23 protein-coding genes and 1 pseudogene are annotated in these 22940 nt (G+C 74.0%); 11 read left to right on the forward strand and 13 right to left on the reverse strand.

Translation table 11 applies throughout. From position 1 onward, the window contains the following. Window positions 1–12 precede the first annotated feature (12 nt). A complete protein-coding gene (locus JOD66_RS03110; RefSeq protein WP_204835477.1) occupies window positions 13–1344 on the reverse strand; it encodes a sensor histidine kinase in 1332 nt (443 codons plus the stop codon). After that, complete coding sequence (locus tag JOD66_RS03115) at window positions 1341–2027, reverse strand: response regulator transcription factor (protein ID WP_204835478.1); 687 nt, start codon at window positions 2025–2027, stop codon at window positions 1341–1343. Before JOD66_RS03115 ends, JOD66_RS03110 begins: the two co-directional genes overlap by 4 nt. A gap of 146 nt (window positions 2028–2173) precedes the next feature. Between JOD66_RS03115 and JOD66_RS03120 the strand changes: the two genes are divergently transcribed. Continuing rightward, a complete protein-coding gene (locus JOD66_RS03120) occupies window positions 2174–2629 on the forward strand; it encodes a DUF2231 domain-containing protein (RefSeq protein ID WP_204835479.1) in 456 nt (151 codons plus the stop codon). A gap of 16 nt (window positions 2630–2645) precedes the next feature. On the opposite strand, the gene JOD66_RS03125 is transcribed toward JOD66_RS03120, so the two are convergent. Together JOD66_RS03125 and JOD66_RS03130 are read right to left on the reverse strand one after the other, a co-directional pair. Next, the gene (locus JOD66_RS03125) at window positions 2646–2906 is read right to left on the reverse strand and encodes a metal-sensitive transcriptional regulator (RefSeq protein ID WP_204835480.1); all 261 of its coding nucleotides are present in this window, start codon (window positions 2904–2906) and stop codon (window positions 2646–2648) included. After that, window positions 2903–3322, reverse strand: a complete 420-nt coding sequence (locus JOD66_RS03130) for a DUF302 domain-containing protein (protein WP_204835481.1) — start codon at window positions 3320–3322, stop codon at window positions 2903–2905. Before JOD66_RS03130 ends, JOD66_RS03125 begins: the two co-directional genes overlap by 4 nt. A 98-nt stretch (window positions 3323–3420) precedes the next feature. On the opposite strand from JOD66_RS03130, the gene JOD66_RS03135 reads away from it, so the two are divergent. The 7 genes and pseudogenes from JOD66_RS03135 (at window position 3421) to JOD66_RS03160 (ending at window position 8279) form a co-directional block, all read left to right on the forward strand. Next, entirely contained in the window at window positions 3421–5544 is a 2124-nt protein-coding gene (locus JOD66_RS03135) for an MMPL family transporter (RefSeq protein WP_204835482.1), read from the forward strand. Window positions 5545–5589: 45 nt separating this feature from the next. Beyond that, complete coding sequence (locus JOD66_RS03140; protein WP_204835483.1) at window positions 5590–5970, forward strand: carboxymuconolactone decarboxylase family protein; 381 nt, start codon at window positions 5590–5592, stop codon at window positions 5968–5970. A gap of 3 nt (window positions 5971–5973) precedes the next feature. Continuing rightward, window positions 5974–6125, forward strand: a pseudogene (locus JOD66_RS28915) (DUF8730 family Cys-rich protein). 125 nt (window positions 6126–6250) lie between these two features. After that, on the forward strand, window positions 6251–6670 hold the full coding sequence (locus JOD66_RS03145) for a pyridoxamine 5'-phosphate oxidase family protein (protein WP_204835484.1): 420 nt from the start codon (window positions 6251–6253) through the stop codon (window positions 6668–6670). 159 nt (window positions 6671–6829) lie between these two features. Then, the gene (locus tag JOD66_RS03150) at window positions 6830–7684 is read left to right on the forward strand and encodes a universal stress protein (RefSeq protein ID WP_204835485.1); all 855 of its coding nucleotides are present in this window, start codon (window positions 6830–6832) and stop codon (window positions 7682–7684) included. A gap of 42 nt (window positions 7685–7726) precedes the next feature. Further along, window positions 7727–7951 (forward strand): DUF1918 domain-containing protein, encoded by a 225-nt coding sequence (locus tag JOD66_RS03155; protein ID WP_204835486.1) that lies wholly within the window; start codon window positions 7727–7729, stop codon window positions 7949–7951. A gap of 175 nt (window positions 7952–8126) precedes the next feature. Then, on the forward strand, window positions 8127–8279 hold the full coding sequence (locus JOD66_RS03160; RefSeq protein WP_204835487.1) for a hypothetical protein: 153 nt from the start codon (window positions 8127–8129) through the stop codon (window positions 8277–8279). A gap of 35 nt (window positions 8280–8314) precedes the next feature. On the opposite strand, the gene JOD66_RS03165 is transcribed toward JOD66_RS03160, so the two are convergent. The 6 genes from JOD66_RS03165 to JOD66_RS03190 form a co-directional block, all read right to left on the reverse strand. Beyond that, on the reverse strand, window positions 8315–9742 hold the full coding sequence (locus tag JOD66_RS03165) for an MBL fold metallo-hydrolase (RefSeq protein ID WP_239545056.1): 1428 nt from the start codon (window positions 9740–9742) through the stop codon (window positions 8315–8317). A gap of 109 nt (window positions 9743–9851) precedes the next feature. After that, entirely contained in the window at window positions 9852–12491 is a 2640-nt protein-coding gene (locus JOD66_RS03170) for a bifunctional acetate--CoA ligase family protein/GNAT family N-acetyltransferase (RefSeq protein ID WP_204835488.1), read from the reverse strand. After that, window positions 12488–12931 (reverse strand): pyridoxamine 5'-phosphate oxidase family protein, encoded by a 444-nt coding sequence (locus JOD66_RS03175; protein ID WP_204835489.1) that lies wholly within the window; start codon window positions 12929–12931, stop codon window positions 12488–12490. Before JOD66_RS03175 ends, JOD66_RS03170 begins: the two co-directional genes overlap by 4 nt. Next, window positions 12928–13464, reverse strand: a complete 537-nt coding sequence (locus JOD66_RS03180) for a CBS domain-containing protein (protein ID WP_204835490.1) — start codon at window positions 13462–13464, stop codon at window positions 12928–12930. The genes JOD66_RS03175 and JOD66_RS03180 overlap by 4 nt, the downstream gene beginning before the upstream one ends. A 23-nt stretch (window positions 13465–13487) precedes the next feature. Next, the gene (ppdK, locus tag JOD66_RS03185; protein ID WP_307823266.1) at window positions 13488–16214 is read right to left on the reverse strand and encodes a pyruvate, phosphate dikinase; all 2727 of its coding nucleotides are present in this window, start codon (window positions 16212–16214) and stop codon (window positions 13488–13490) included. Between the two features lie 62 nt (window positions 16215–16276). Then, complete coding sequence (locus JOD66_RS03190; protein ID WP_204835492.1) at window positions 16277–16522, reverse strand: SHOCT domain-containing protein; 246 nt, start codon at window positions 16520–16522, stop codon at window positions 16277–16279. 163 nt (window positions 16523–16685) lie between these two features. Here JOD66_RS03190 and JOD66_RS03195 point away from each other — a divergent pair, with 163 nt between their 5' ends. Genes JOD66_RS03195 through JOD66_RS03205 form a run of 3 tightly spaced genes read left to right on the forward strand, consistent with a single transcriptional unit; the run spans window position 16686 to window position 18408 of the window. Then, complete coding sequence (locus tag JOD66_RS03195; RefSeq protein ID WP_204835493.1) at window positions 16686–17126, forward strand: DUF1003 domain-containing protein; 441 nt, start codon at window positions 16686–16688, stop codon at window positions 17124–17126. After that, the gene (locus tag JOD66_RS03200; protein WP_204835494.1) at window positions 17123–18007 is read left to right on the forward strand and encodes a hypothetical protein; all 885 of its coding nucleotides are present in this window, start codon (window positions 17123–17125) and stop codon (window positions 18005–18007) included. Before JOD66_RS03195 ends, JOD66_RS03200 begins: the two co-directional genes overlap by 4 nt. Continuing rightward, window positions 18004–18408, forward strand: coding sequence for a hypothetical protein (locus tag JOD66_RS03205; protein WP_204835495.1), 405 nt, complete (start codon window positions 18004–18006; stop codon window positions 18406–18408). Before JOD66_RS03200 ends, JOD66_RS03205 begins: the two co-directional genes overlap by 4 nt. Before the next feature lie 27 nt (window positions 18409–18435). Here JOD66_RS03205 and JOD66_RS03210 read toward each other — a convergent pair whose 3' ends face one another. The 3 genes from JOD66_RS03210 to JOD66_RS03220 are packed head-to-tail and all read right to left on the reverse strand — an operon-like array spanning window position 18436 to window position 22939. Beyond that, complete coding sequence (locus tag JOD66_RS03210; RefSeq protein WP_204835496.1) at window positions 18436–19365, reverse strand: universal stress protein; 930 nt, start codon at window positions 19363–19365, stop codon at window positions 18436–18438. Further along, window positions 19362–21995 carry a cation-translocating P-type ATPase gene (locus JOD66_RS03215; protein ID WP_204835497.1) on the reverse strand — a complete coding sequence of 878 codons (2634 nt, stop codon included), beginning with the start codon at window positions 21993–21995 and terminating at the stop codon, window positions 19362–19364. Before JOD66_RS03215 ends, JOD66_RS03210 begins: the two co-directional genes overlap by 4 nt. Then, window positions 21992–22939 (reverse strand): carbamate kinase, encoded by a 948-nt coding sequence (locus JOD66_RS03220; protein WP_204835498.1) that lies wholly within the window; start codon window positions 22937–22939, stop codon window positions 21992–21994. Before JOD66_RS03220 ends, JOD66_RS03215 begins: the two co-directional genes overlap by 4 nt. Window position 22940 lies beyond the last annotated feature (1 nt).

The raw sequence follows: 22940 nt of genomic DNA on the forward strand, positions 1-22940 counted from the left end.
CGCCCCGGGGCGTCAGCCGAGCGGCGCCTCGGCCGGGCGCAGCACCAGGCGGATGCCGGGCCGGCCCCCGACCTCGACGACCTCGAGGCGGCCGCCGCCGGACTCGGCGGCACGCCGCGCGATGTCGAGCCCCAGTCCCGTCGAGCCGCCGCCGGCCGCGCCCCGGCCCAGTGCCGACACCGGGACGCCGGGACCGTCATCGAGGACCTCGAGCAGCACGCCCTCGCCCGTCTCCGCCAGGCGCACGGCGAAGGACGTGCCCTCGGGGGTGTGGGCGACGACGTTCTCGATCAGGGCGTCCACCGCCGCGGCCAGGTCGTCGGCGCCGACCCGCACCCACACCGGACCGGGCGCCACGAGGAGCTCGCTCGTCCGGCCCTGGTCCTCGGTCAGCGGAGACCAGAACGCCGCCCGGTCCGTCACGACCGCGGCGGCGTCGCAGCGCAGGTGCACACCGGCCCGGACGCCGCTCCGGGCCGCCCGGATCAGATGGCTCAGGCTCCGCTCGAGTCCGCCGACCGCGGCCTCCAGCTCGTCGCGCGCCGGTCCGGCCGGCAGGCCCTCGACCCCCAGCCGGACCGCGGTCAGCGGGGTGCGCAGCCGGTGCGACAGGTCGGCGGCGGCCTCACGCTCTCCGGCCAGCAGCTCCTCGATCCGGTCCGCGAGCGCGTTCAGCTCCGTGGCCACGCGGGCGACCTCGGCCGGCCCACCGGCCGGGGCGCGAGCGGTGAGATCGCCGGAGCTCAGCGCGGTCGCCGTGTCGGCGGTGCGCCGCAGCGGCCGGACGATCCGGCGTCCGGTCACCTCGGCGGCCAGCCAGGCAAGTCCCAGCAGCACCAGGGCCGTCACTCCGGCGGCCAGGAAGCGGTTCCGGGTGCGCTCCGCGACCCGGTCGCTCGCGACCGCCGCCACGACCTGGGCCACGCCGGTCGTCGTCCGGCAGTCCACGACGACGAACCGGCGCCCGCCGGCCGACACGATCCGTGGCGCGGAGACCACACCCAGGTCGTCGCGGTCGCGGTCCCCGCCCGCCGGGGCACCGCGCGGGACGCCGTCGAGGTCGTTCGCGGCGCCGACCACGGAGCCGTCGGGGAGACGGACGGACACCGACGTGCCCTCGCGACGGTTCAGGCGAGCGAGATAGGCGGCGAGCACCGGCTCCTCGGCCCCGCGCGCCGTGAGGTAGTCGGCGGCTCCCTGAGCGGCGTAGGTCGCCTCCTGGTCGGTGCTCGCCCGCGCGTCGGCGTGCAGCATGATGGCCAGCGGCACGCCGGCCAGCACGATGACGAGCGCCGCCGTGCCGACAGCGAGGGCGATCACCCGGGTGCGCAGGGTCGTCCTCACGCCTCCGGCTCCACGATCTTGACCCCGACGCCGCGCACGCTCACCAGGTAGCGAGGCCGGGCCGCCGACTCCCCGAGCTTGCGCCGCAGCCACGACAGGTGCACGTCCACGGTCCGGTCCGCCCCGCCCCACGGCTGCTGCCACACGTCGGCGAGCAGCTGCCGCTTGCTCACCACCTCGCCGGGGCGCTGCATCAGGGCCTGCAGGAGGTCGAACTCCTTGCGGGTGAGCTCCAACGCCCGCCCGTCGAGCTCGACCGAACGCCTCATCGGGTCGAGGACCAGCTCGCCGACCCGGAGCCCGGCGTCCTGGCCGGGCTCCGGTCGGGCGCGCCGCAGCACCGCGCGGATCCGGGCATCGAGCTGGGCCGCCGAGAACGGCTTGACCAGGTAGTCGTCCGCGCCCGCGTTGAGCAGGCGCACGATGTCCGCCTCGTCGTCGCGGGCCGTCGCGACGATCACCGGGGCCGCCCCGAGCGCCACACTCACCTCGAGCACCCGGGCCCCGTCGACGTCGGGAAGGCCCAGATCGAGAACGACGACGTCAGGCGGGTCGGAGCTGAGCGCCGCCATGGCGGTGCCACCCGTGGCCACGCTGGTGACGACATGGCCGAGGGTCCGCAGCCCGCGGCCGAGGCCGGCCCGGATCGCGTCGTCGTCCTCCACCAGCAAGACCCGGGCCATGAGGGGAACCGTACGCGTGCCGCCGCTGTCGATGCGTCTCCTTGACCTGGATTTGAGGTGCCCTTGCGGTGCCACTGACGGACGTCGCGACAGGCTCGGCGTCGTCCGATCCCCGACCACCCCGATCACCGAAGACGGAGAGCCCCATGTTCGACCTGGTCAACGGCCTGCCCCTCCACCCGCTCGTCGTCCACGCGGTCGTCGTCCTGCTGCCGTTGGCGATCCTCGGCACCCTGGCGATCGCGGCCCGGCCGGCCTGGCGCCGGCGCTACGGCACGCTGGTCCTCGGCATCACCCTGGTGGCCACGTTGCTCATCCCGGTCGCGACCTCCAGCGGGGAGGCGCTGGAGAAGCACGTCGGCGACCCGGGCGCCCACGCCCGGATGGGCGACCAGCTGATCTGGTTCGCGCTCCCGCTGCTGGCCCTCGTGGCCGCGCTCGTGTGGTCCGAGCGCCGTCCGCCGTCGGGCTCGGTCCTGCGGATCGTCGCGGTCGGCGCCGTCGTCGCGGCCCTGGCCACCGGCGTGCAGGTCTATCGGGTCGGCGACTCCGGGGCCCGGGCCGCGTGGGGCGACCAGGTCGCGTCCTCCGGCGCGGAGTGAGGCCCGGCACTCCCGGTCAGGCGAGCGCCAGGAACAGCTTCTCCATCTTCTTGGCGTCCACCGAGTCCGGCCCACCCTCGACCAGACACTTCTGCAGCCCACTGGCGACCAGCGCGTAGCCGCCTCGCCCGACGGCCTTGTTGACGGCGGCCAGCTGCAGCAGGGCGTCCTCGCACTCCGCCCCCTCCTCGAGCATCCGGATCACCGAGGCGAGATGTCCGTTCGCCCGCTTGAGGCGGGTGATGATCGCCTTGATCTCCTCAGGCTCCAGCTTCATCGAGTCGCTCCCGTCTGGTCGGTCAGGACCTCCATCATCCCGGCCAGCCGGGCGCGCGCGTCGGCGGCCACCTCGGCGAGCTCCGGGTCGGGCGCCAGCGTCGCCATGAAGCCCGGGTCGAGGACCTCCACCCGGGTCCTCCCCTCCCCGGCGTCGGCGACCACGACATTGCACGGCAGCAGGGTCGCGATCCGCGGGTCGACCCGCAGCGCCCGGTGCGCGAGCTGCGGCCGGCAGGCGCCGAGGATCACCTGCGCCGGCACGTCCTCGTCGAGCTTGGCCTTGAGCGTCACGCGGATGTCGATCTCGGTCAGGACGCCGAACCCGGCCTCCCCCAGCAGCTCGCGCACCCGGCTCACCGTGTCGTCGTACGACGCCGGGACGGTCGCGGTGAGCGTGAAGTCGATGGTGTCCATGTGCTCTCTCCTCTGTCGATTCGCTATCCCCCTGGGGGGTTCTGCTAACGTCTCCGAATCGTAACCCCCCGGGGGGATAAACGGAAGGAGGCGCCACCGTGGCGCAGCACACCTCGCGGCCCGGCCCGCTCGGCCGTCTCGGCGTCCGGGTCATCGAGCACGGGCGCATCGTCGCGATCATCTGGGTCGCCGTCGTGATCGGACTGGGCGTCTTCGCCCCCTCGGTGGAGAAGCGCCTCTCGGGCGCGGGCTGGCAGGCCGACGGCTCGGAGTCGGTGACCGTGCGCGATCTCGCCCAGGAGCGCTTCGGCGGGAACGCGAGCCACGCGATCCAGGTCGTCGTGCACAGCACCGACGCTCCCCTGGACACCGGCGAGGGGGCACGCGTCCTGGCCGCGGTCACCCAGGCGCTCGAGGCCGAGCCGCGGATCTCCGAGGTGGTCGCGCCCACCGTCGGCGCCAGCCTCTCCCCCGACGGTCGCACCGCGGTCGTCCTGGGCGGGGCGGGCGCCGACACCAACGAGATGGTGCGCGTCGCGACCGACCTCAAGGAGGAGCTGCGGCACCTGTCGACGGACACGATCCAGGTCAACCCGACCGGGTCCTCGCTGCTCTGGTCGGACTTCAACGAGGCCAACCTCGAGGCGATGCTGACCTCGGAGCTGGTGTCCTGGCCGGTGACCCTCGCGATCCTGGTGCTCGCCTTCGGCGCGCTCGTCGCCGCCGGCCTGCCGCTGCTGCTCACCCTCGCCGGCCTGGTCGCCTCGGCCGGCTCGCTGGTGCTCATCAACGAGCTGGTGCCGGTGTCCATCTGGGCGATGAACTTCGCGATGATGTTCGCCCTCGCGCTCGGCATCGACTACGCGCTCTTCCTCGTCGTCCGCTACCGCGCGGCGCGGATGGGCCAGAAGGGCTCCGTGCAGGAGGCGATCGCCGAGACGATGGACACGGCCGGCAAGGCGGTGCTGCTCTCCGGTGCGACCGTCCTCGTGTCGCTGTCCGCGGTGCTGCTGGTGCCGTCGCCGGCGTTCCGCTCGATGGCCGGCGGGATCATGATCTCGGTCGTCTTCGTGCTCGCCGCGACGCTGACGCTGCTGCCGCTCGTGCTCGCCCGGCTCGACGACCGCATCAACCGGTTCGCACTGCCCTGGGTGAAGGTCGGTGAGCACCGCTCCCCCGTCTTCGACCGCTGGGGCGCGCACCTGTGGCGGCGCCCCGTGGTCTGGGGCGTCGGCGCGACCGTCGTCCTGCTGGCGCTGGCCGCGCCGATCCTCGGGCTGAAGACCGGGATGCCGTCGATCAAGGTGCTGCCCGAGGACGCCAGTGCGCGCGTCGGCTACGCGCAGGTGCAGGATGCCTTCGGTCCCGGTGCGCCGGGGATGCTGCAGGTCGTCGTCGACACCGCCGACGCGGGTACGGCGGCCGCCGTGCTCACCGACGACGCCGGCATCCGGGCCGTGCTCCCGCCGGTGCCCGCCACCGACGGCGACCTCACGATGATCCAGGCGATGCCGACGGTCGACCCGTCCGACCCGGCACTGCCCGCGACGATCGAGCGGCTCCGCGCCGACCTGCCGTCGTCCGCCCTCGTCGGCGGCGCCGCGGTCGAGAACATCGACCTGACCGACCAGCTCCAGCGGTCCACCCCGCTCGTGATCGGCGTCGTGCTGCTGCTCGGCTTCCTGCTCCTGCTCGTCGCCCTCCAAGCACCGCTCATCTCGCTGCTCGGCACCCTGGCCAGCCTGCTGTCCACCGCCGCGGCCTTCGGCGTCGCCCGGCTGCTGTTCCAGGACGGCCACGGCTCGGGCCTGCTCGGCTTCGAGCACCAGGGCTTCCTCGACGCCTGGGCGCCGGTGTTCTTCTTCGCCATGATCTTCGCGATCGCGATGGACTACACCGTGTTCCTGCTGGCCTCGGCCAAGGAGCACTGGGAGCGGTCCGGCGACCCCCGCGAGGCCATGGTCGGTGCGGTCGCCCACTCCGGCCGGGTGATCTTCGCCGCCGGCGGCGTGATGGTCGCGGTCTTCTTCACCTTCGCGCTCTCCGGCCCGCTGCCGCCCAAGGAGATGGGCGTGATCCTCGGCGTCGCCGTCCTGCTGGACGCCTTCCTGGTCCGCCTGGTCCTGCTGCCCGTGCTGCTCCGCCTCTCCGGCCGGGCCGCCTGGGCCACGCCCGCCTGGCTGCGCCGGGCCCTGCCCACCATCACCTTCGCCCACGACTGAGCCCACGACTGAGCCGCCGCTTTCCACCCGCCAGAGAGGAACACCATGACCGACACCCACTCGCCCCACGCCAAGCCCGTCCTCGACGAGCTCTCCCCGCTGCACCGCCGGCTGCGCCGCGCGATCCCCGACGTCTACCAGGGCTTCGGCGCGCTGTCCCAGGCCGCCTTCGCCGACGGCGCGCTCGACACCCGCACCAAGGAGCTGATCGCCCTGGCGATCGGCGTCGTCGAGGGCTGCGACGGCTGCATCGCCTCCCACGCGCAGGCCGCGGCCCGGGCCGGTGCCACGAGGCAGGAGGCCGCCGAGGCCATCGGCGTCACCTTCCTGATGCACGGCGGGCCCGCGACGATCCACGGCGCCCGGGCGTACGACGCGTTCTGCTCGTTCGCCGACGCGCTCGAGTCGACTGCCGCGGAGGCCTGAGCCGTGTGCCGTCCGGTGCGCTGCAGGACGTGCGCAAGACGACCTGGGCCGGGTGCGGCCAGCACGTCGCGTCGGTCCGGGCCCGGGTGCCCGCCGAGGAGTGGTGCGCGGGCCACGAGCGTCCCGACAGGCCGAAGAGATGGTGGCGGCGCTGAACGTCTCGCCCGCCCCCTCCGCGGGCTCGGGTCGCAGGTCCCGAGGCTCGGGACCTGCGACCCTGTGCCTCGCCGCCGTGATGGCGCAGGCTGAGGTCGTGCCCCCCGCAACGAGAGGAACCGGCATGGACGCCTACGAGGACCTGCAGCAGGCGACGCTGCACGACATCCCCCGCTCCGAGTGCCTGCAGCTGCTCGGCCTGGCCCGCGTCGGCCGCATCGTCTACGCCGACGACCAGGGGCCGGTCGCGCTGCCGGTCAACTTCCGGATGGACGGCGAGACCGTCCTGTTCCGGGTCTCCCCCGCCAGCGAGATGTGCCTGCGTCTCAACGACGCCGAGGTCTCCTTCCAGGTCGACCGCCTCGACGACTTCCACCAGACGGGCTGGAGCGTGCTGGTGCGTGGGCGGTCGTCGTACGTCGAGAGCGCGGACCTGCCCGCCCTAGAGTCGACCCGTCCGCTGCCGTGGGCGCGCGGCTTCCGGCCGGTGTACGTCCGGGTCAGTCCGACACGGATCAGCGGCAGGCGGCTGGTCGATGACTGACGCGGACGGCATGGCCGACCTCAACGAGACCACGACCCCGACCGGGCGCATCGACGGCCGGATGCCCAGCCCTCCCCAGGTCACCCCACGGCCAACGGTCACCCGGGGTCGTGCCCTTTGGCCCTGTCGGCCCACCCGTGGCCGGCGCAGGCTGGGCCCATGAGAGACAACTCCCGCATTGTCGTCGGGTACGACGGATCGTCCGGCGCTGATGCCGCGCTCGTCTGGGCGGCCCAGGACGCGGCGGTCGGCGCCGCTCCGCCGCCCGACCTGCATGTCGTCGTGGTCGGCACGGCGATGGCCCCGGCCCTCGGCGAGTACCGCCATGTCATGGACCGCGCCGTCGAGGAATGGTGCGCGAGCGCCGCGGAACGGCTCGGCGCTCTCGGTCGCGCCGACGCCGAGGTCGAGGTACGGCACGGCTCGGTCGTCCCCCAGCTCCTCGACGCGGCACGGAGCGCGTCGCTGCTCGTCGTCGGCAGCGCCGGCCACGGGTTCGCGGCCGGCACGCTGGCCGGCTCGGTCAGCCAACACATCGCGCGCCACGCGCCATGCCCCGTGGTCGTCGTACGGCCCCGGCACTCGACGGCGGTGGACCGGATCGTGGTCGGCGTCGACGAGTCACCGTCCTCCGCTCAGGCGCTCCGATTCGCCTGCGAGCGGGCTCGACGCACGGGCGAGAGCGTCGCCGCGGTCCACGGCTGCTTCTCGGCGCTCGCTCATGTGCTGACCTTCGACGGCGCCGAGTCCGAGCTCGCCGACCGTCAGCTGGCCGCCGCCGAGCAGCTCGTCCAGGACCTCTGTCGCGCGTGTGCCGCCGAGTTCCCGGACGTCTCGATCGAGCCGGAGGCGGTCCCGGTCCGCGCCGGGCAGGTGCTGGTCGACGCCAGCCACGCCGCATCGCTGGTCGTCGTCGGGTCTCGGGGCCGCGATGCATTCAGCGAGATGCTGCTCGGCTCGGTCAGCCAGCACGTCCTCGGCCACGCCCGATGCCCGGTGGCCGTCGTCCGCTGAGCCTTTCGGCGCGCACGCCCGTCCGAACCAAAGGAGCACGACATGTACGCATCCGTCGGCGATCGCCTGATTGTCCGCAGCAACCGGGTCGGTGGCCCCGTCCGCGACGGTGAGGTCCTGCAGGTGAGGCATTCCGACGGGAGCCCGCCGTACGTCGTGCGTTGGTCGGACAACGGTCACGAGTCGGTGTTCTTCCCCGGCCCCGACACCGAGGTCCACCACGTCGCCCCCGGCTTGGCCCCGGACCCCGGCGACGACGCGGGCTGAGCCACGTCGGCCGGACTCGGGACCTTCGGCCCTGCCCCGAACTCGCCTGGCGGTTCAGGCTGGTCGTCGAGTACAAGGAGATGCCCATGTCGGACCCACGAGCGCGCCGCCAGGCTCGCCAGCACCTCGCTGACCGGTTGATCCTCGAGTACGCCGGTGCGGTCGCGCCGGCCAGGTGCTGGCCGCGGTCCTGCGTGCCGAGCAGCTGCTGCAGGCCTACCACCCGGACGAGGACCGGCGGATGGCGCTGTGCGAGGAGCTCGTCCGGCACCGGCTCGCCGAGAGCATGACCCTCCGCCCAGCACCCCGGCTCGTCATCGCGTCCTGACCGGACCGTCCACGGCGGTCCCTTGCCGAGGCCTCTCAGTCGACGCGCACCCGCTCACCGAGCGTGGGGACGACGGCGCAGATGCCCAGCTCGTCCTCGATCCGCCCGGCGAGCGCCGCGGAGGAGTGCGGCTCCCCGTGCACGACGTACACCGTGGTCGGGGGCGCGGCCGCCGAAGCCACCCAGGCGACGAGGTCGTCGGCGTCGGCGTGCACCGAGAAGTCCGGTACGTCGACCACCTCGGCGCGTACCGGGACGTAGTGCCCGTGGATCTTGAGGTGCCGCGCGCCGTCCTGGAGCTGTCGCCCACGGGTGCCGGGTGCCTGGTAGCCCGTGAGGACCACGCAGTTGCGCGGGTCGGGCAGCTGGTGGGCGAGGTGGTGGACGACCCGCCCGCCGCTCGCCATGCCGGACGCCGAGGCGATGATGCACGGCTGGTCAGGGTCGTTGAGGCGGCGGGACTCGCCGGCATCCCGCACGGCGTGGAGGTCGAGAGCGCGGAGCCTCTCCAGTGCCTCCGCCCGATCGGCCCGGAGCTGCGCGGAGCCCTCGTGCAGGGCCCGGAGATACACCCCGAGGGCCTCGAGTGCCATCGGGCTGTCGACGTGGATCGGCACCCGCGGGATCAGCCCGGCGCTCTCGAGCCGTTCGAGCTCCAGCAGCACCAGCTCGGTCCGGTCGACGGCGAAGGCGGGGATGAGGACCGTGCCGCCACGGCCGACGGTGCGCCGCACCGCGCCGGCGAGGACGCCGGGCTCGGCCGTCGGGTGCACGCGGTCGCCGTAGGTGGACTCGAGCACCAGCGCGGTGGCGGCCACGGGCGCGGGCGGTGGCTCGAGGAGCGGGTGCCCGTCGCGGCCGAGGTCGCCGCTGAAGACCACCACGTCCCCGGCGATGTCCACTTCGAGGGTCGCCGAGCCGAGGATGTGCCCGGCCGGGTGGAGACGGACTCCCACGGATGCCGTGACCGAGTGGTGCTCGTCATACGGCAGAGGCGCGAACCGGCGCAGCGTCCTCTCGACGTCGTCCGCGGTGTACAGCGGCAGCGCCGGCCGGTGCCGCGACCAGCCGGACTCGTTGGCGTAGCGCGCCTCCTCCTCGAGGAGATGGGCGCTGTCCCTCAGCACGATCGCGGCCAGCGCGGCCGTCTCCTTGCTGCAGTGGATCGGCCCGGCGAAGCCGTCCTTCACCAGTCGCGGCAACTGGCCGCAGTGGTCCAGGTGGGCATGGGTGAGCAGCACGGCGTCCACCGTCGCCGGGTCGATCGGCAGCGGCTCCCAGTTCCTGCGTCGCAGCTCGGACGGGCCCTGGTAGAGGCCGGCATCGACGAGCACCCGGCTGGTGTCGTGCTCGAGCAGGAAGCAGCTGCCCGTGACCGTCCCGGCTGCTCCCAGGAAGGTCAGGATGGGACTGACCGGCCCCACGGTCGGGGCGCGGGATGACATCGTCGGTGTGGTCGGCATCGCAACGACCTTCCTGCTCTGCGGTGCGGTGGTCTCACTCACCGACGCTAGGAGCGGCCTCGGCGCCGCGACAGGGTCCTAGGTCCCCGCACCCAGGGCCGTCGTGCCGTCAGGTCCGGCGCAGCTGCCGAGGCTCGTCCAGCGACTCTCCCGCCGCGAGGCGCACCTTGACGTCGACCAGGTGGATCCCGTCCTCGGTGACCAGCACCGGGTTGAGGTCCAGCTCGGCGATCTCGGGTACCTCGACCGCGAGCTGCCCGAGCGCTGAGGCCGCGCGTGCGAATGCCTCGACGTCCGCCCGCGGCGCGCCCCGGAAGCCGTCGAGCAGTGGCCAGGTGCGCAAGGTGCGCAGCGCCCGCATGATCTCCCCCGGCACGAACGGCGGGAGCAGGAACGCGCGGTCGTCGGCCAGGTCGGTGCTCACCCCGCCCGGCGCCACCATCACCAGTGGGCCGAGAACGGGGTCGCGCACCATGCCGAGCGCCATCTCGACGCCGGTGACCATCGGCTGCACCAGCACCGGACAGGCCCTGCCCATCCGGCGCTCGATGTCGTCGGCGGCGAGCGCCACCTCCTTCGGGGACATCAGCCCCGTGGCGACCAGCCGCCGCTCGGTGCGGTGGACCACGTCTGCGCTGGCGACCTTGACCGCCACGGGGAAGCCCATCTGCGCGGCCGCCTGTGGTGCGTCGGCGGCGGTCGTGACGACGCCGGCGGACTTGAGTCCGTAGCGGTGCAGCAGCGCTGCGGCGTCGCCGGGTGCGACCCAGCCATCGACGCCGCCACGGGCGAGCAGGTCGATCGCCTCGTCCCGGGACTTCCGCGCCCGCACCGGGTCCGGGGCCGGAGCTGGGGGAACGACGTCGCGACGCCATGCGGCGTACCTCACCGCCCGCCCGAGCGCGGCCACCGCGGCCGCGCTGGACCGCAGCGTCGTGACTCCCGCATGGGTCCCGTCCGCATCCACGCCCAGTCCGACCGCGATCACGGGACGACCCGGGTGACGACGTCGTACGTCGGCGAGGGCGTCGAGCACGCCCAGGACGTCGTTGGTGTCCGTCGCGACCAGGACCACGAGCAGGGCGTCGACCTCGTCGGAGGCGAGCATCACGTCCGCGAGCGCGGCGACCCGTTCGGCGTCGGCGCCCGCTCCGGCGTCGACCGGGTTGGCCGATCCGGTGGTCTGCGCGACGCGATGGGCGACCTCGGCACGCAGCGCCGGTGAGAACGCGACCACGTCGAGGCCGGCGTCCTGCGCCGCGTCGGCCGCCAGCACGCCGAGCCCGCCTGCGTTGCTCAGGACCGCGATCCGCGGCCCGGCCGGGAGCGGCTCGCGGGTCAGGACCGTGACCGTGTCAGCCAGCTCCTCGGCGTCCCGGCACGCGATGACGCCGCTCTGGGCGCACAGGGCCGCCACCCCGACCGCGGAGGTCGCGGCGGCGGCGGTGTGCGAGGCGCCCGCCCGCCGGCCACCGGCGGAGCGGCCGCCGACCACCGCGACCAGCGGCTTGCGCTCGGAGAACAGGCGTGCGAACCGAGCGAACTTGCGCGCGTTCCCGAACGACTCGAGATAGAGCGCGGCGCAGGTGACCTCGGGGTCGTCGTACCAGGCCGCGAGGAGGTCGTTGCCGGAGACGTCGACCTTGTTGCCGAGCGAGACGAACGTGCGCACGCCGACGCCCTCGTCGGCGAGCAGCTCCATCAGTGCGATGCCGACACCACCGGACTGGCTGGCGACGGCGAGGCCCCCGGGGCCAGGCGCCCGCAGTCCGAAGGTCGCGTTGAGCCGCACGTCGGGGGCGTTGTCGAGCACGCCGAGACAGTTGGGCCCGACCACCCGGACTCCGTGGCGACGAGCGGTGCGGCCCAGCTCCCGCTGCAGCCGCGACCCGTCCGGACCCATCTCGCCGAAGCCCGACGAGACCACCACGGCGCTCCGCGCTCCCCCGGCGATCGCGTCCTCGAGCGCGTCGAGGACGCCCGCCACCGGGACAGCGATGACCGCGAGGTCGACCGGCGTCCCGTCCGCGAGTGAGTCGCGGGCGGGCACGCCGGCCACGACCCGGGCACGCGGATGGATGGCGACGACATCGCCCGCGAACCCGTCGCGGCGCACGGCCGTCAGCACCGCCGCGCCGATGCCGGTTCCGTCCCGGCGGGCGCCGTAGACGGCGACCGACCGGGGAGCCAGCAGCGGGCGCAGGGACCGGGCCTCCGCCACGAACTCGCGCAGGTCCGCGGCCTCCTGGACCGCCGGCGTGACCGCGATGTCCAGGTCCAGTTCGCACTCACCGACCTCGGTGGTCCGGGCGACGGTGAACCCCGCCCGGGCGAAGACGTCGAGCATCCGATGGTTCTCCGCGAGGACCAGGGCGGTGAACCGCCCGATCCCCCGGTCACGGGCCCGCGCGGCGAGATGCTCCAGCAGCAGGGTCCCCAGGCCGTGACCGGCCAGGTCGTCGGCCACGAGGAACGCCACCTCACAGCTCGTGGCGTCGATCGGCTCCGCGGTGGCCAGGGCGACCAGGCGGTCCCCGGACAGCGCGACGAGCGCGATGGTCTCCGGGGAGTCGAGCACCCGGTCGACGTACAGCCTGGCCGCGCGGCGCCCGCCGCTGAAGAAGCGCAACCGCAGCGCGTCATCAGAGGCCCTCTCGTGCAGCTCATGGACACCGGCGCTGTCGGCGGCCTCCAGCGGCCGGATCTCCGCCAGGCCACCGTCGCTCAGCAGCACGTCGGCGGAGGTCACCGGGCGATCCTGTTCACCGGCAGCCCGGCCGTCAGGTCCCAGCCCGATCCGGTACGCCGACCGGTCAGCTCCTCCCAACGCAGCTGGAGCCACGCCTCGTCCTCCCGGCGCACCCACCGTGGCGGGCCCGAGCGTCGTCGTTCGGAGCCGGTGCGCTCGCAGTCCCGCACCCGCTCGCCGTGGCCACGGGCCACGACCGACCAGCCGCGGGCGCGGTCGTGGTCGACGTGGTCGACCTCCAGGAGCACCGGTGCGCCGTCGGCGCAGCGGTCCAGGAGCGATCCCGGCCGGGTCCGCACCCAGACGGCGTCGCCGTGAGTGGTGTAGTTGACCGGGACGATCTCCAGGCGCCCGTCGGCGACCAGCACGACGCGCCCGAACACCCCCGAGCGCAACAGCCGCTCGCAGTCGCGGACATCCAGCTCCTCGAGCGTGCTCATCGCCCTCGGCCCCATCGGACCGTGACCACACCCGGTATGGCGCCGACCGCGTCGAGAACGAATGCACGGCGGCCCTCGTCGGTGGCCTCGAGCCCCGTGAGCTGCACGATGCCGTTGCGCACCCGCACCCCGCACCCGGACACCCGGGCGCGGGCGAGGACGTCGGCCACGTCTGCCTCGAGCTGTTCGTCGTCGTGGGCGAACGCACGGACCACGTCGCTGCGACTGACCACCCCGACGACCTGGTCCGCCGCGTCGACGACCGGCAGGCTCTTCACCCCGGTGCGGGTCAGGATCGCGCGCAGCTCGGCGACGTCCGTCTCAGGATGCACGAGGGCGATCACCCTGCTCATCGCGCTGCCCACGGAGTCGGTCAGCCGGGAGCCCGCGAGGATGTCGGCCTCGCTGATCACGCCGACCACCCGGGAGCGCTCGTCGACGACCGGTAACGCGGTGACGGCATGCCGGGCCAGCAGCCGCGCGGCGGCGCCGAGCGGCAGGTCGGTGCGCACCGTGACCGGGTGCGGACTCATGATGTCCTCCACCAGCACCGGGATCACCCGACCCGGGCCAGGACGGGAGCGTCGAGCTCGTCGAACCGGTCCGCGGGGCAGCCCTCCGCCAGTACCGCGGCCCGGCCCACCTCCAGACGCGCGACCGGGACCCGGGACGGCGCGCAGGACAGATAGGCCGGCCCGAGCCCCGCGAGGAAGCCGATGGACGCGGGATCGCCCGCGTGCTCGCCGCACACCGCGATGGGGAGCTGGGGACGACGACGCCGGGCGCCCTCGACCGCGAGGCCGAGCAGATAGCCCACCCCCTCCTCGTCGATCGTGGCGAACGGCGAGCTCGTCAGCACGCCGTCGTCGAGATAGCGCGGAAGGAACATGCGCTCGGCGTCGTCGCGCGAGAGCCCCCAGGTCAGCTGGGTGAGGTCGTTGGTGCCGAAGGAAAGGAAGTCGGCGTGCTCGGCCAGATGACCAGCCGTGACCGCCGCCCGGGGCGTCTCCACCATGGCCCCGAGCCGATAGGGCACCCGGCCCCGGCGGGCCGCGACATCGTCCGCGGCCTGCCCGACGGAGCGGGCGACCGCGACGAGCTCGCCCACGGAGCTGACCAGGGGCACCATCAGCTCGAGATCCACCGCACGCCCGCGCTCGCGCAGGTCGGCGGCCGCCTCGAACACCGCCGTCGCCTGGGCCACGACCAGCTCGGGCCGCACGATCGCCAGGCGGACACCCCGCAGGCCCGTCATCGGGTTCGCCTCGTGCAGGCGGCGGACGGCGGCGAGCCGGGCCCGCAGCCTCTCGTCCGGACACCCGTGCGCCGTCGCCGTCGCGGTGCGCACGGCGAGCTCGGTGAGGTCCGGCAGCAGCTCGTGGAGGGGCGCGTCGAGGAGGCGGATGGTCAGGGGCCGACCCGCCGCCGCGGCGAGGAGGACGGCGAAGCTCTCGCGCTGGAGCGCGGTCAGCTCGCGGAGGGCGTCGGCCCGCTCCCCCTCTCCGCCGATGAGGAAGCGCTCGAGGTAGGTGCGGCGGTCGCCGAGGAACAGGTGCTCGGTGCGCACCAGGCCGACCCCCTCGGCGCCGTAGCGGACAGCTCGGTCGATGTCGCGCGCGGTCTCCGCGTTCGCCCGGACGTCGATCCGGCGCGACCGGTCGGCATGCGCCAGGAGCCGGGCGACCGCGGTCACGACCGGGGACTCGACCGAATGCCCGTCGAGCCAACGGCTCACGTCCGAGGACACCGTGCGATGCCGGCCGCGGTAGACGCCACCGGTGACACCGTCCACCGAGATCACCTCGCCCTCGGCGAACAGCCGCTCACCGGCGAGGCTCACCTGACGGGTGTCGGGGTCGATCTCCAGCCCCTCGACCCCGCACACGGCCGGCAGTCCCCTGCCGCGGGCGACCACGGCGGCGTGGGACGTCCGGCCGCCCCGTGCGGTGACCACGGCGCAGGCGGCGTCGAGGCCCGGCAGGTCGTCGGCCCGCGTCTCGGGCCGGACCAGGACGACCTCCTCACCGCGGGCGGCAAGGGCGAGAGCCGTCCTGCTGTCGAGCACGACCCGGCCGACCGCGGCACCGGGCGAAGCGGCGAGCCCGGCCGCGGCCGGGGCGACCGGCCCGGTGTCGAGCCGCGGGAACATCAGCTGCGTGAGCTGCTCACCGCTGACCCGGACCAGGGCCTCGTCCTCGGTGATCATCCCCTCGTCGACCAGGTCGGCCGCGATCCGGAAGGCCGCGGCCGGGCTGCGCTCGCCGACCCTGGTCCGCAGGATCCAGAGTCGGCCGTCCTCGACGGTGAACTCGACCTCGCACAGGTCCCGGTAATGACGTTCGAGCGTGCCCATGACCTCGCGAAGCCTCCGGTACGACGCGCGGTCGATCTCCCGCAACCGGGCCAGCGGCACGGCCGCCTGGACTCCGGTGACGGCCTCCTTCCCCTGCGCGCCGGGGAGGTAGTCACCGTAGGCGCCGGCCTCCCCCGTGGCGGGGTCCCGGGTGAAGGCGACGCCGCTCCCCGAGGAGTCACCGTGGTTGCCGAACACCATCGCCTGGACGTTGACCGCGGTCCCCAGGTGGTCGGGAATGTCGCACCGGCGGCGGTGGAGGCGGGCCCGCTCGCTGTGCCACGAGGCGAGCCCGGCGTCGATGGCGAGGTCGAGCTGCTCTCGGGGGTCCTGCGGCAGGGTCCGGCCGGCCACCTCCAGGCACAGCCCGTGGCCCCGCTCGACGAGGTCACGCAGCCCGTCGGCGGTGAGCCCCGCGACCTCCGCGACCCGCCGGTCGTCGAGCACGGCCCGGGTCAGCTCCGTGAACCGCTCGGCGGGCACGCCGAGGACGGTCGCGCCGAACATCTCGACGAGGCGCCGGTAGCAGTCCCACGCGAAGCGCTCGTCCCCCGCCAGCCGGGCCAGCGCCTCGACCGTCTCGTCGTTGAGGCCGACGTCGAGGATCGTGTCCATCGGGCCGTCCATCGCGCCAGGCACCGAGCTCGCCTCTCCCGTGCGGACGGCCAGCAGGAGGGGCTGCTCGCGGTCGCCGAGCCGGCGTCCTGTCCGCTCCTCCAGGAGGGCGAGGTGATGCCCGAGGTCGCCGTTCAGGCCAGGGGGTCGGGCTCCGTGCTCCAGCACCTGCCGGCAGGCCGCGGTCGTCACCGTGAAACCGGGCGGCACCGGCAGGCCGAGCTGCACCATGCGCGCCAGCGCGGCTCCCTTGCTCCCGAGCAGGTCGCGGTCGGGGTTGCCGGGGGCGTCGAACGAGTAGACGTAGCTGGTCACCACCCGATCGTCATCGGACCGGGTCGGCGCCGGGCAGGGCCGAAGGTCCTCAGGCCGGAGGGTCATCGGGACCGCACCGCCGGGCGCCGGTCGGTGATCGCCTGCCAGAGCCGGGTGTACTCCTCCACGTCGATCTCACCGCGGGCGAGTCGCTCGTCGAGGATCGCGAGCGGATCAGCGGTGGTCCTGGCCCGCCCGAGCCAGCGCGCGCCGAGATAGACGCCGGCGCCCGCGAGCGACCAGACCACTGCCATCATCAGCAGCATCCCTGGCCAGCCGAAGTAATAGTGATCGTCGTTCCACATCATGGCCGTCACTCCTCGGGTCGTGGAGGTCCTGACCCGTCGAGCGTGGCGCGGCAGCCCGAGCCGGGGCGAGGGGCGAACCACCCCTCCCGACGGGACCAAGTTCCCGCCCGGGAAGGACACTCCGTCCCTCCCCGAGCCGCCCCGACGCTCCTAGCGTCGGAGCATGCATCGATCAGAGGCGCCCGGTCACCGCGGCAACGGGGTCGCCCGTCACCCGGGCATCGAACGCTACTTCCAGCGTCGGGCCGAGGACTGGCAGGCCAGGCTTGCCGACGCGATCACCGCGTTCGCCGGGTCGATGCCGTTCGTGTGGATCCACACGGTGGTCTTCGCGCTCTGGATGCTCGCCGCCGAGCGCAGCCCCTGGCCGACCCTCACCCTGGTGGTCTCCCTAGAGGCCATCTTCTTGTCGACCTTCGTGATGATCGGCCAGAACCGCCAGGCCGAGGTGCAGCGGGCGAAGGCGGACCACGACTTCGTCGAGCAGGAGCTCGAGCTGAAGACGAACACCGACCTCACCCGGCAGATCCACGTGCTGACCGAGGAACTGCACCGGCGACTGGTCGAGCCCCAGACGAGGGCGCCCGAGGGGGTCGACGCATGACCGACGTGCGCCCCGTCACCGCGGCGGCCTCGGCACCCCACGCCCCGACGCGACGGCGCGACCGGGCCCTCGGCCCGGTGCTCCTGCTGCTCGCCGCCGCGCTGGTCCTCAACAGCGCGCTCGGACCGTTGGGCAGCGACATCCTCGCCTATCCCCTGCCGGACTCGCTCCTCAACCAGCTGCTCGGACTCGAGGCGGTCACCCTGGCCCTCGTGGTCCCGGCCCTGGTCACGGCCGCCGTGCTGGCGCTCCACGACCGCCCGGGAGCGGCCCTCCTCGCCCTGGGACCGACGGGCTACGTGGCCTACATGTTCGTCCAGTACGTCATCGGACCCGAGCGCCTCGCGTACTCGCCCGCGGTCCTGCTTCATCTGGCGATCGCGACGCTCGCGGGCGCCGCGGGCGTGTGGTGCTGGTGCCGGGCCGTCACCGCCCCGGGCCCCCGGATCTCCGATCGCACCAGGCACGCGCGCGTCGCCTGGCTGCTCCTCCTCGCCGCGTTCGTCGTGGCGCGCTACCTGCCGTTGCTCGCGGGATCGGTGACCTCCAGCCCGATCCCGGCCGAGTATGCCGAGGCTCCCTCGTTCTACTGGTCGATCGTGCTGCTCGACCTGGGTGCCGTCGTACCGCTCGCCGTGGCGGCCGCCGTCGCCGTCGGTCGTGACCACCCGGCCGCCGCGGCTGCCTGGTTCGCGGTGGTGTCCTGGTTCGCGCTCGTCCCTGCCTCCGTCGCGGCGATGGCCGCGGCGATGATCCTCCGCGACGACCCGCAGGCCTCGGTGGCGACGCTGGTCATCACCACGGCGGCCAGCCTCGCGTTCGCCGTCCCTGCCCTGCGCGCCGGCCGGTTGGTGCTGCATCGAGCCAGGGCGACGTCGTGACGACCGCATCCCGCCGTCGGCCCACCGGTCGGCTCGCACGCTGCGTGGTGGGCGCCTTCTTCCTCGTGACGGGAGGCGTCCATCTCGGCATCGTCATCTCCGACGCCGAGTTCTACCGGCCGTTCGCCGACGAGGCCCTGTTCCCGTTCGTGCGCGACGCATGGGCCGAGGTCTTCATGGCCCGTCCCGAGCTCTACGGACTGCTCCTGATGGCCGGCGAGATCGCGCTCGGCGGATGCCTGCTCGTCGGCGGGCGCGCAGCCCGCGTCGGATGGGCCGGAGTGATCGCATTCCACCTGCTGCTGGTGCTCTTCGGCTGGGGATTCCTGTTCTGGGTCGTGCCGGCACTGGGGGTCCTGGTGCCCCTCGCCTGGCGGGACCTCGCCTCGGAGCGCAGGTAGCGCCCGCGCCGCCACACGACCGGCCGGTCAGCGCAGCATCGTGCCCGCGCGCTCCAGCTCGAGGTCGAGGGGCGGAAGCTGGCCGCTCGTGGCGGGCACCAGCAGCACCGGGCAGTCCGCGGCGTGGAGCACCGGGCGCAGCACGCCGCCGAGGTGAGGCCCGAATACCGGCGCCTCGCCGCGCAGCAGGACCACCAGGTCGGCCGCGGCGGACTCCTCGAGCAGGTCGGTCCGGGGATCGGCGAGGTGGACCTCGACGTTCGCGATCACGCCGGGGAACGCCCGTCGCCAGGGCCGGAGCAGGTCGTCGATCGCCGACGCCGCGCGCTCCACCAGCAGCGCCTGGGGCGTCCACGCGTCCGGGCGGTCGCCGGAGACCCGGTCGTCGGGCTGCCAGGCGTGGACGACACGGACGATCGCCCCGGACTGCTCCGCGCGCCGGAAGGCCGCGCCGAGCAGCTCCGCGCTGTGAGCCGGCTCCTTCAACGCGACCAGGATCCGTTGCCGAGGGGTCTGGGCGTCGTGCCAGCCCTCGGGTACGACGGCGACCGGCGCGGTCGCGTGCGCCGCGACGTCCTCGGTGGTCGCTCCGCCGAGGAGCCGACGCAGGCCGGTCCGGTGCTCGCGCCCGATCACCAGCAGCCGGGCATCTTCCGCGGACCCCAGGAGCACGGACGCGGGAGCACCGTGACAGGTGACGACCTGGACCGCGACGTCGCCTGCCAGCCGGGACGCCTCGGCGCGCAAGGTCGCCTCCACCTGCCGGCGCTCGGCGTCCAGCTCCTCCGCGAGGACCGGCAGGTCCACGAAGGCGGAGGTCCGCAGTGGCATGGCGTGCACGATGCGCAGCGGCGCCGCGCCGCGGCGCGCCTCGGCCAGGGCGTAGCGCAGCGCTCCGCTGCTGGCGTAGCCGCCGTCGTGCCCGACGACGACGGGACGGGGCGCGGTGGTGGTCATGGTGCCTCCTCGGGGTCGCTCCGAGCCTCGCCTCCCGACGAGGCCGCGGGCAGGGGCGCTGCGCCCGGACCTCGAGGGACCTTGGTCCCGCGCAGCCTCTTGGCGACGCCGTCGACGAGGATGAGCGCTCCGGCCGACCCGAGGACGAGCAGCCAACCTCCGGCGTCCGGGAAGCTGCCTCCCAGCAGGTCCGCGACCGGTGGCACGCCGAGGAAGACCAGGAGCAGCAGCACCTCGGCGGCGACGGCGACGAGCACGAGCCGGTTGCCGAGCAGGTCGAGCCGCCACACGGGCAGCCGGGTGCTGCGGCAGGCGAAGGCGTTGGCCACCTGGGTCCCGGCGATCACGGCGAAGGCCGTGCCGGAGGCGACCGCCAGGGTCGACGGGTCGGGGGTGCTCCCCCACCGCCAGCCGTGGCTGGTCAGCACGACGGTGAACGCGGTCAGCGCCAGGATCGCCTCGGTCAGGCCGAGCACCAGGAACGCCCGGACCGCCAGGCCGCGGTCGATGAGCGTACGTCGACGACGTCCTCGCATGACGTCGGCACGTCCCGGCTCGGCCCCGAGCGCGAGCGCCGGCAGCATGTCGGTGCCGATGTCGAGCGCCAGCACCTGGAGCACGCCGATGGCGAGGGGGAAGCTGCCGCCGCTGAGCGCCCAGGCGGCGAAGGGCGCGAGCTCGGCGACGTTGTCGGTGAGGTGGAAGGTGAGGAAGCGGCGCACATTCTGGGTGGTCGCCCTGCCCAGCTCCACGGCGGTCACGATCGTGGCGAAGTGGTCGTCGAGGAGCACCAGGTCCGCGGCCTCCCGTGCCACGTCGCTGCCACTCGCCCCCATCGCCACGCCCACATCGGCGGCCCGCAGGGCCGGAGCGTCGTTCACGCCGTCGCCGGTCATCGCGACCACGTGTCCACCCCGGCGCAGCGCCCGTGCGATGCGCAGCTTGTCGGCGGGGGTGACGCGGGCGACGACCGCGCCGCTCTCGGAGTCGAGCAGCGCCGCGAGCTCACCGTCGTCGGCGGGCAGGTCCTTGCCCTCGACCACCACACCCCCCTCGCGCAGCAGGCCGACCTGGCCGGCGATCGCCCGTGCCGTGCGGGGATGGTCGCCCGTCAGCATGGCGACCCGGATCCCGGCCCGGCGGCACTGGCCGAGCGCCGCCGCGACGTCGGGACGCGGGGGGTCCTGGAGGCCGAGCAGAGCGTGGAAGGTGAGATCGTGCTCGTTCGCCTCGCCCCCGTCCGCGGGCCCCGGGCGACCGGCGACGGCGAGGACGCGCAGGCCGGCATCGGTCAGCTCGGCCAGTGTCGCGCGAAGACCGTCGGGAACCGCACGGCAGCGCGCGAGCACGGCCTCCGGGGCCCCGAGGACGGCGACCTGCCCGTCGTACCACGCCGAGCTCACCATCCGCTCCGGCGTATAGGGACAGCGCACGACGACGTCCTCGACCGGAGCGCCGACGCGCAGGGCCAGGGCGTGCAGGGCAGCCTCCATCGGGTCGCCGACGGGCGACCAGTCCCCGTCTCGGTCCCTGACCCGGCCCGTCACGCAGCGCAGGGCGGAGCGGGCCGCCTGCCGCAGGTCGGCCAGGTCGCCGGTGCCGGTGAGCACAGCGGTCGGCGCGTACCCGTCGCCGGCGATGTCGTGCCGTCCCGACGGCGTGACGACCGTGACCACGTTCATCCGGTTCTGGGTGATGGTGCCTGTCTTGTCGGTGCAGATGAAGGTGGTCGCCCCGAGCGTCTCGACCGCGTCGAGACGGCGCACGAGCGCCCGCTCGCCCGCCATCCGCTGCGCGCCGCGGGCCAAGGAGAGGGTGACGGTCGGCAGCAGGCCCTCGGGGACGAGCGCGACCGAGACCCCGACGCCGAAGAGGAACGCCTCGGTCGCGTCGAGACCGAGCAGGAGCGAGCCGAGGCCGAGCCCGATCCCGACCGTGAACGCCACGACGGCCACCACGCGCACCACCTTGCGCAGCTGCACGGTGAGCGGGCTCGGCGGGCGGTGAGCGGTCTCGGACAGACGCGAGATCCCGGCGAGGGTGGTCTCGGGACCGACGGCGACCACTCGGGCCCGGGCGCGTCCCTGGGTGACGAAGGTGCCGGACATGAGCGTGTCGCCGACGCCGTGGACGACGGCGGCGCTCTCGCCGGTGAGCAGTGACTCGTCGACGGCGAGGCCCTCGGCGGAGATCACCCGCAGGTCCGCGGCGATCCGGTCGCCTGCCTCGACCAGGACGATGTCGTCGACCACGAGGTCGGTGGCGTCCACCGGGACCCGATGACCGGACCGGATGACCAGCGCCCGGGACGGGAGCAGCGCGCGCAGCCTCTCGGTGGAGCGATCGGCGTGGAACTCCTGCCAGAAGGCGAACAGGGCGTTCAGCACGACGATGAGTGAGATCGCCGTGCCGAGCTCGGGCATCCCGCCGATCACCGCCAGGGCGGCGGCCACCCAGAGCAGGACCGCGAGCAGGTGGGTCATCTGGTCGACGAGCAGCCGCCACGCCGGCTTGCGCCGAGCGCGGGGCATCACGTTCGGTCCGTGGACCCGGCGGCTCTCCATGACCTGCTGGTCGTCGAGCCCCGCCGGCGGCTCACCGACCGCCGCCGCACGCGCGGCGCCGGTCACGAGTCTGCTCCGGCCGCCGCCGGGCCGTCGTAGCGTCCCGACGGCGTGACCAGCGTGCCCGACGTACCGGCGAGGATCGCCGTCACGTTCTCCAGCGCACCGATCGCCGCCATCCCCCCGGTGAGCTCGACGAAGCGGCACACCGCCTCGACCTTGGGGCCCATCGACCCCGCCGGGAGGTCCAGCTGCCGAAGCCCCGCCGGCGTCTCCCGGTGGATGGCCGCCTGACGAGGCGTGCCGAAGTCGCGCATCACGGCCGGCACGTCGGTGAGGACCAGCAGGGCGTCCGCGTCCAGGGCCTCCGCGAGCACCGCGCTGGTGAGGTCCTTGTCGACGACCGCCTCGACGCCCCGCAGCTCACCACGCTCGTCCCGCACGACGGGGACCCCGCCACCGCCGGCGCACACGACCACCGCGCCGAGGCGCAGCAACGCACGGATGAGCGGCGTCTCCACGACCCGCTCCGGACGCGGCGAGCCGACCACCCGGCGCCACCCTCGGCCGTCGGCACGCACGGTCCAGCCCCGCTCGGCGGCCAGCCGGCGTGCCTCGGCCTCCGGGTACACCTCGCCGACGAACTTCGTCGGCTGGTCGAACGCCGGGTCGGCGGCCGACACCAGGGTCTGGTTGACGATCGCGGCGACCTGGCGCCCGGGTAGCCGGTTCTGCAGCGCCTGGAGCAGCCAGTAGCCGATCATCCCCTGGGTCTGCGCACCGAGCACGTCGAAGGGGTAGGGCGTGGTCAGCCGCGGGTCTGAGGCGCTCTGCAGGGCGAGCACCCCGACCTGCGGGCCGTTGCCGTGCGTGACCACCAGCTCGTGCTCGACGGCGAGCGGAGCCAGCGCGGCCACCGCCCGGCATACGTTGGCCTCCTGGATGTCCGCGTCAGGCCGCTCGCCCCGGGTCAGCAGGGCGTTGCCGCCGAGGGCGACGACGATGCGCACC

The sequence above is a fragment of the Nocardioides nitrophenolicus genome, from assembly GCF_016907515.1.
In the GTDB taxonomy this organism is placed as follows: domain Bacteria; phylum Actinomycetota; class Actinomycetes; order Propionibacteriales; family Nocardioidaceae; genus Nocardioides; species Nocardioides nitrophenolicus.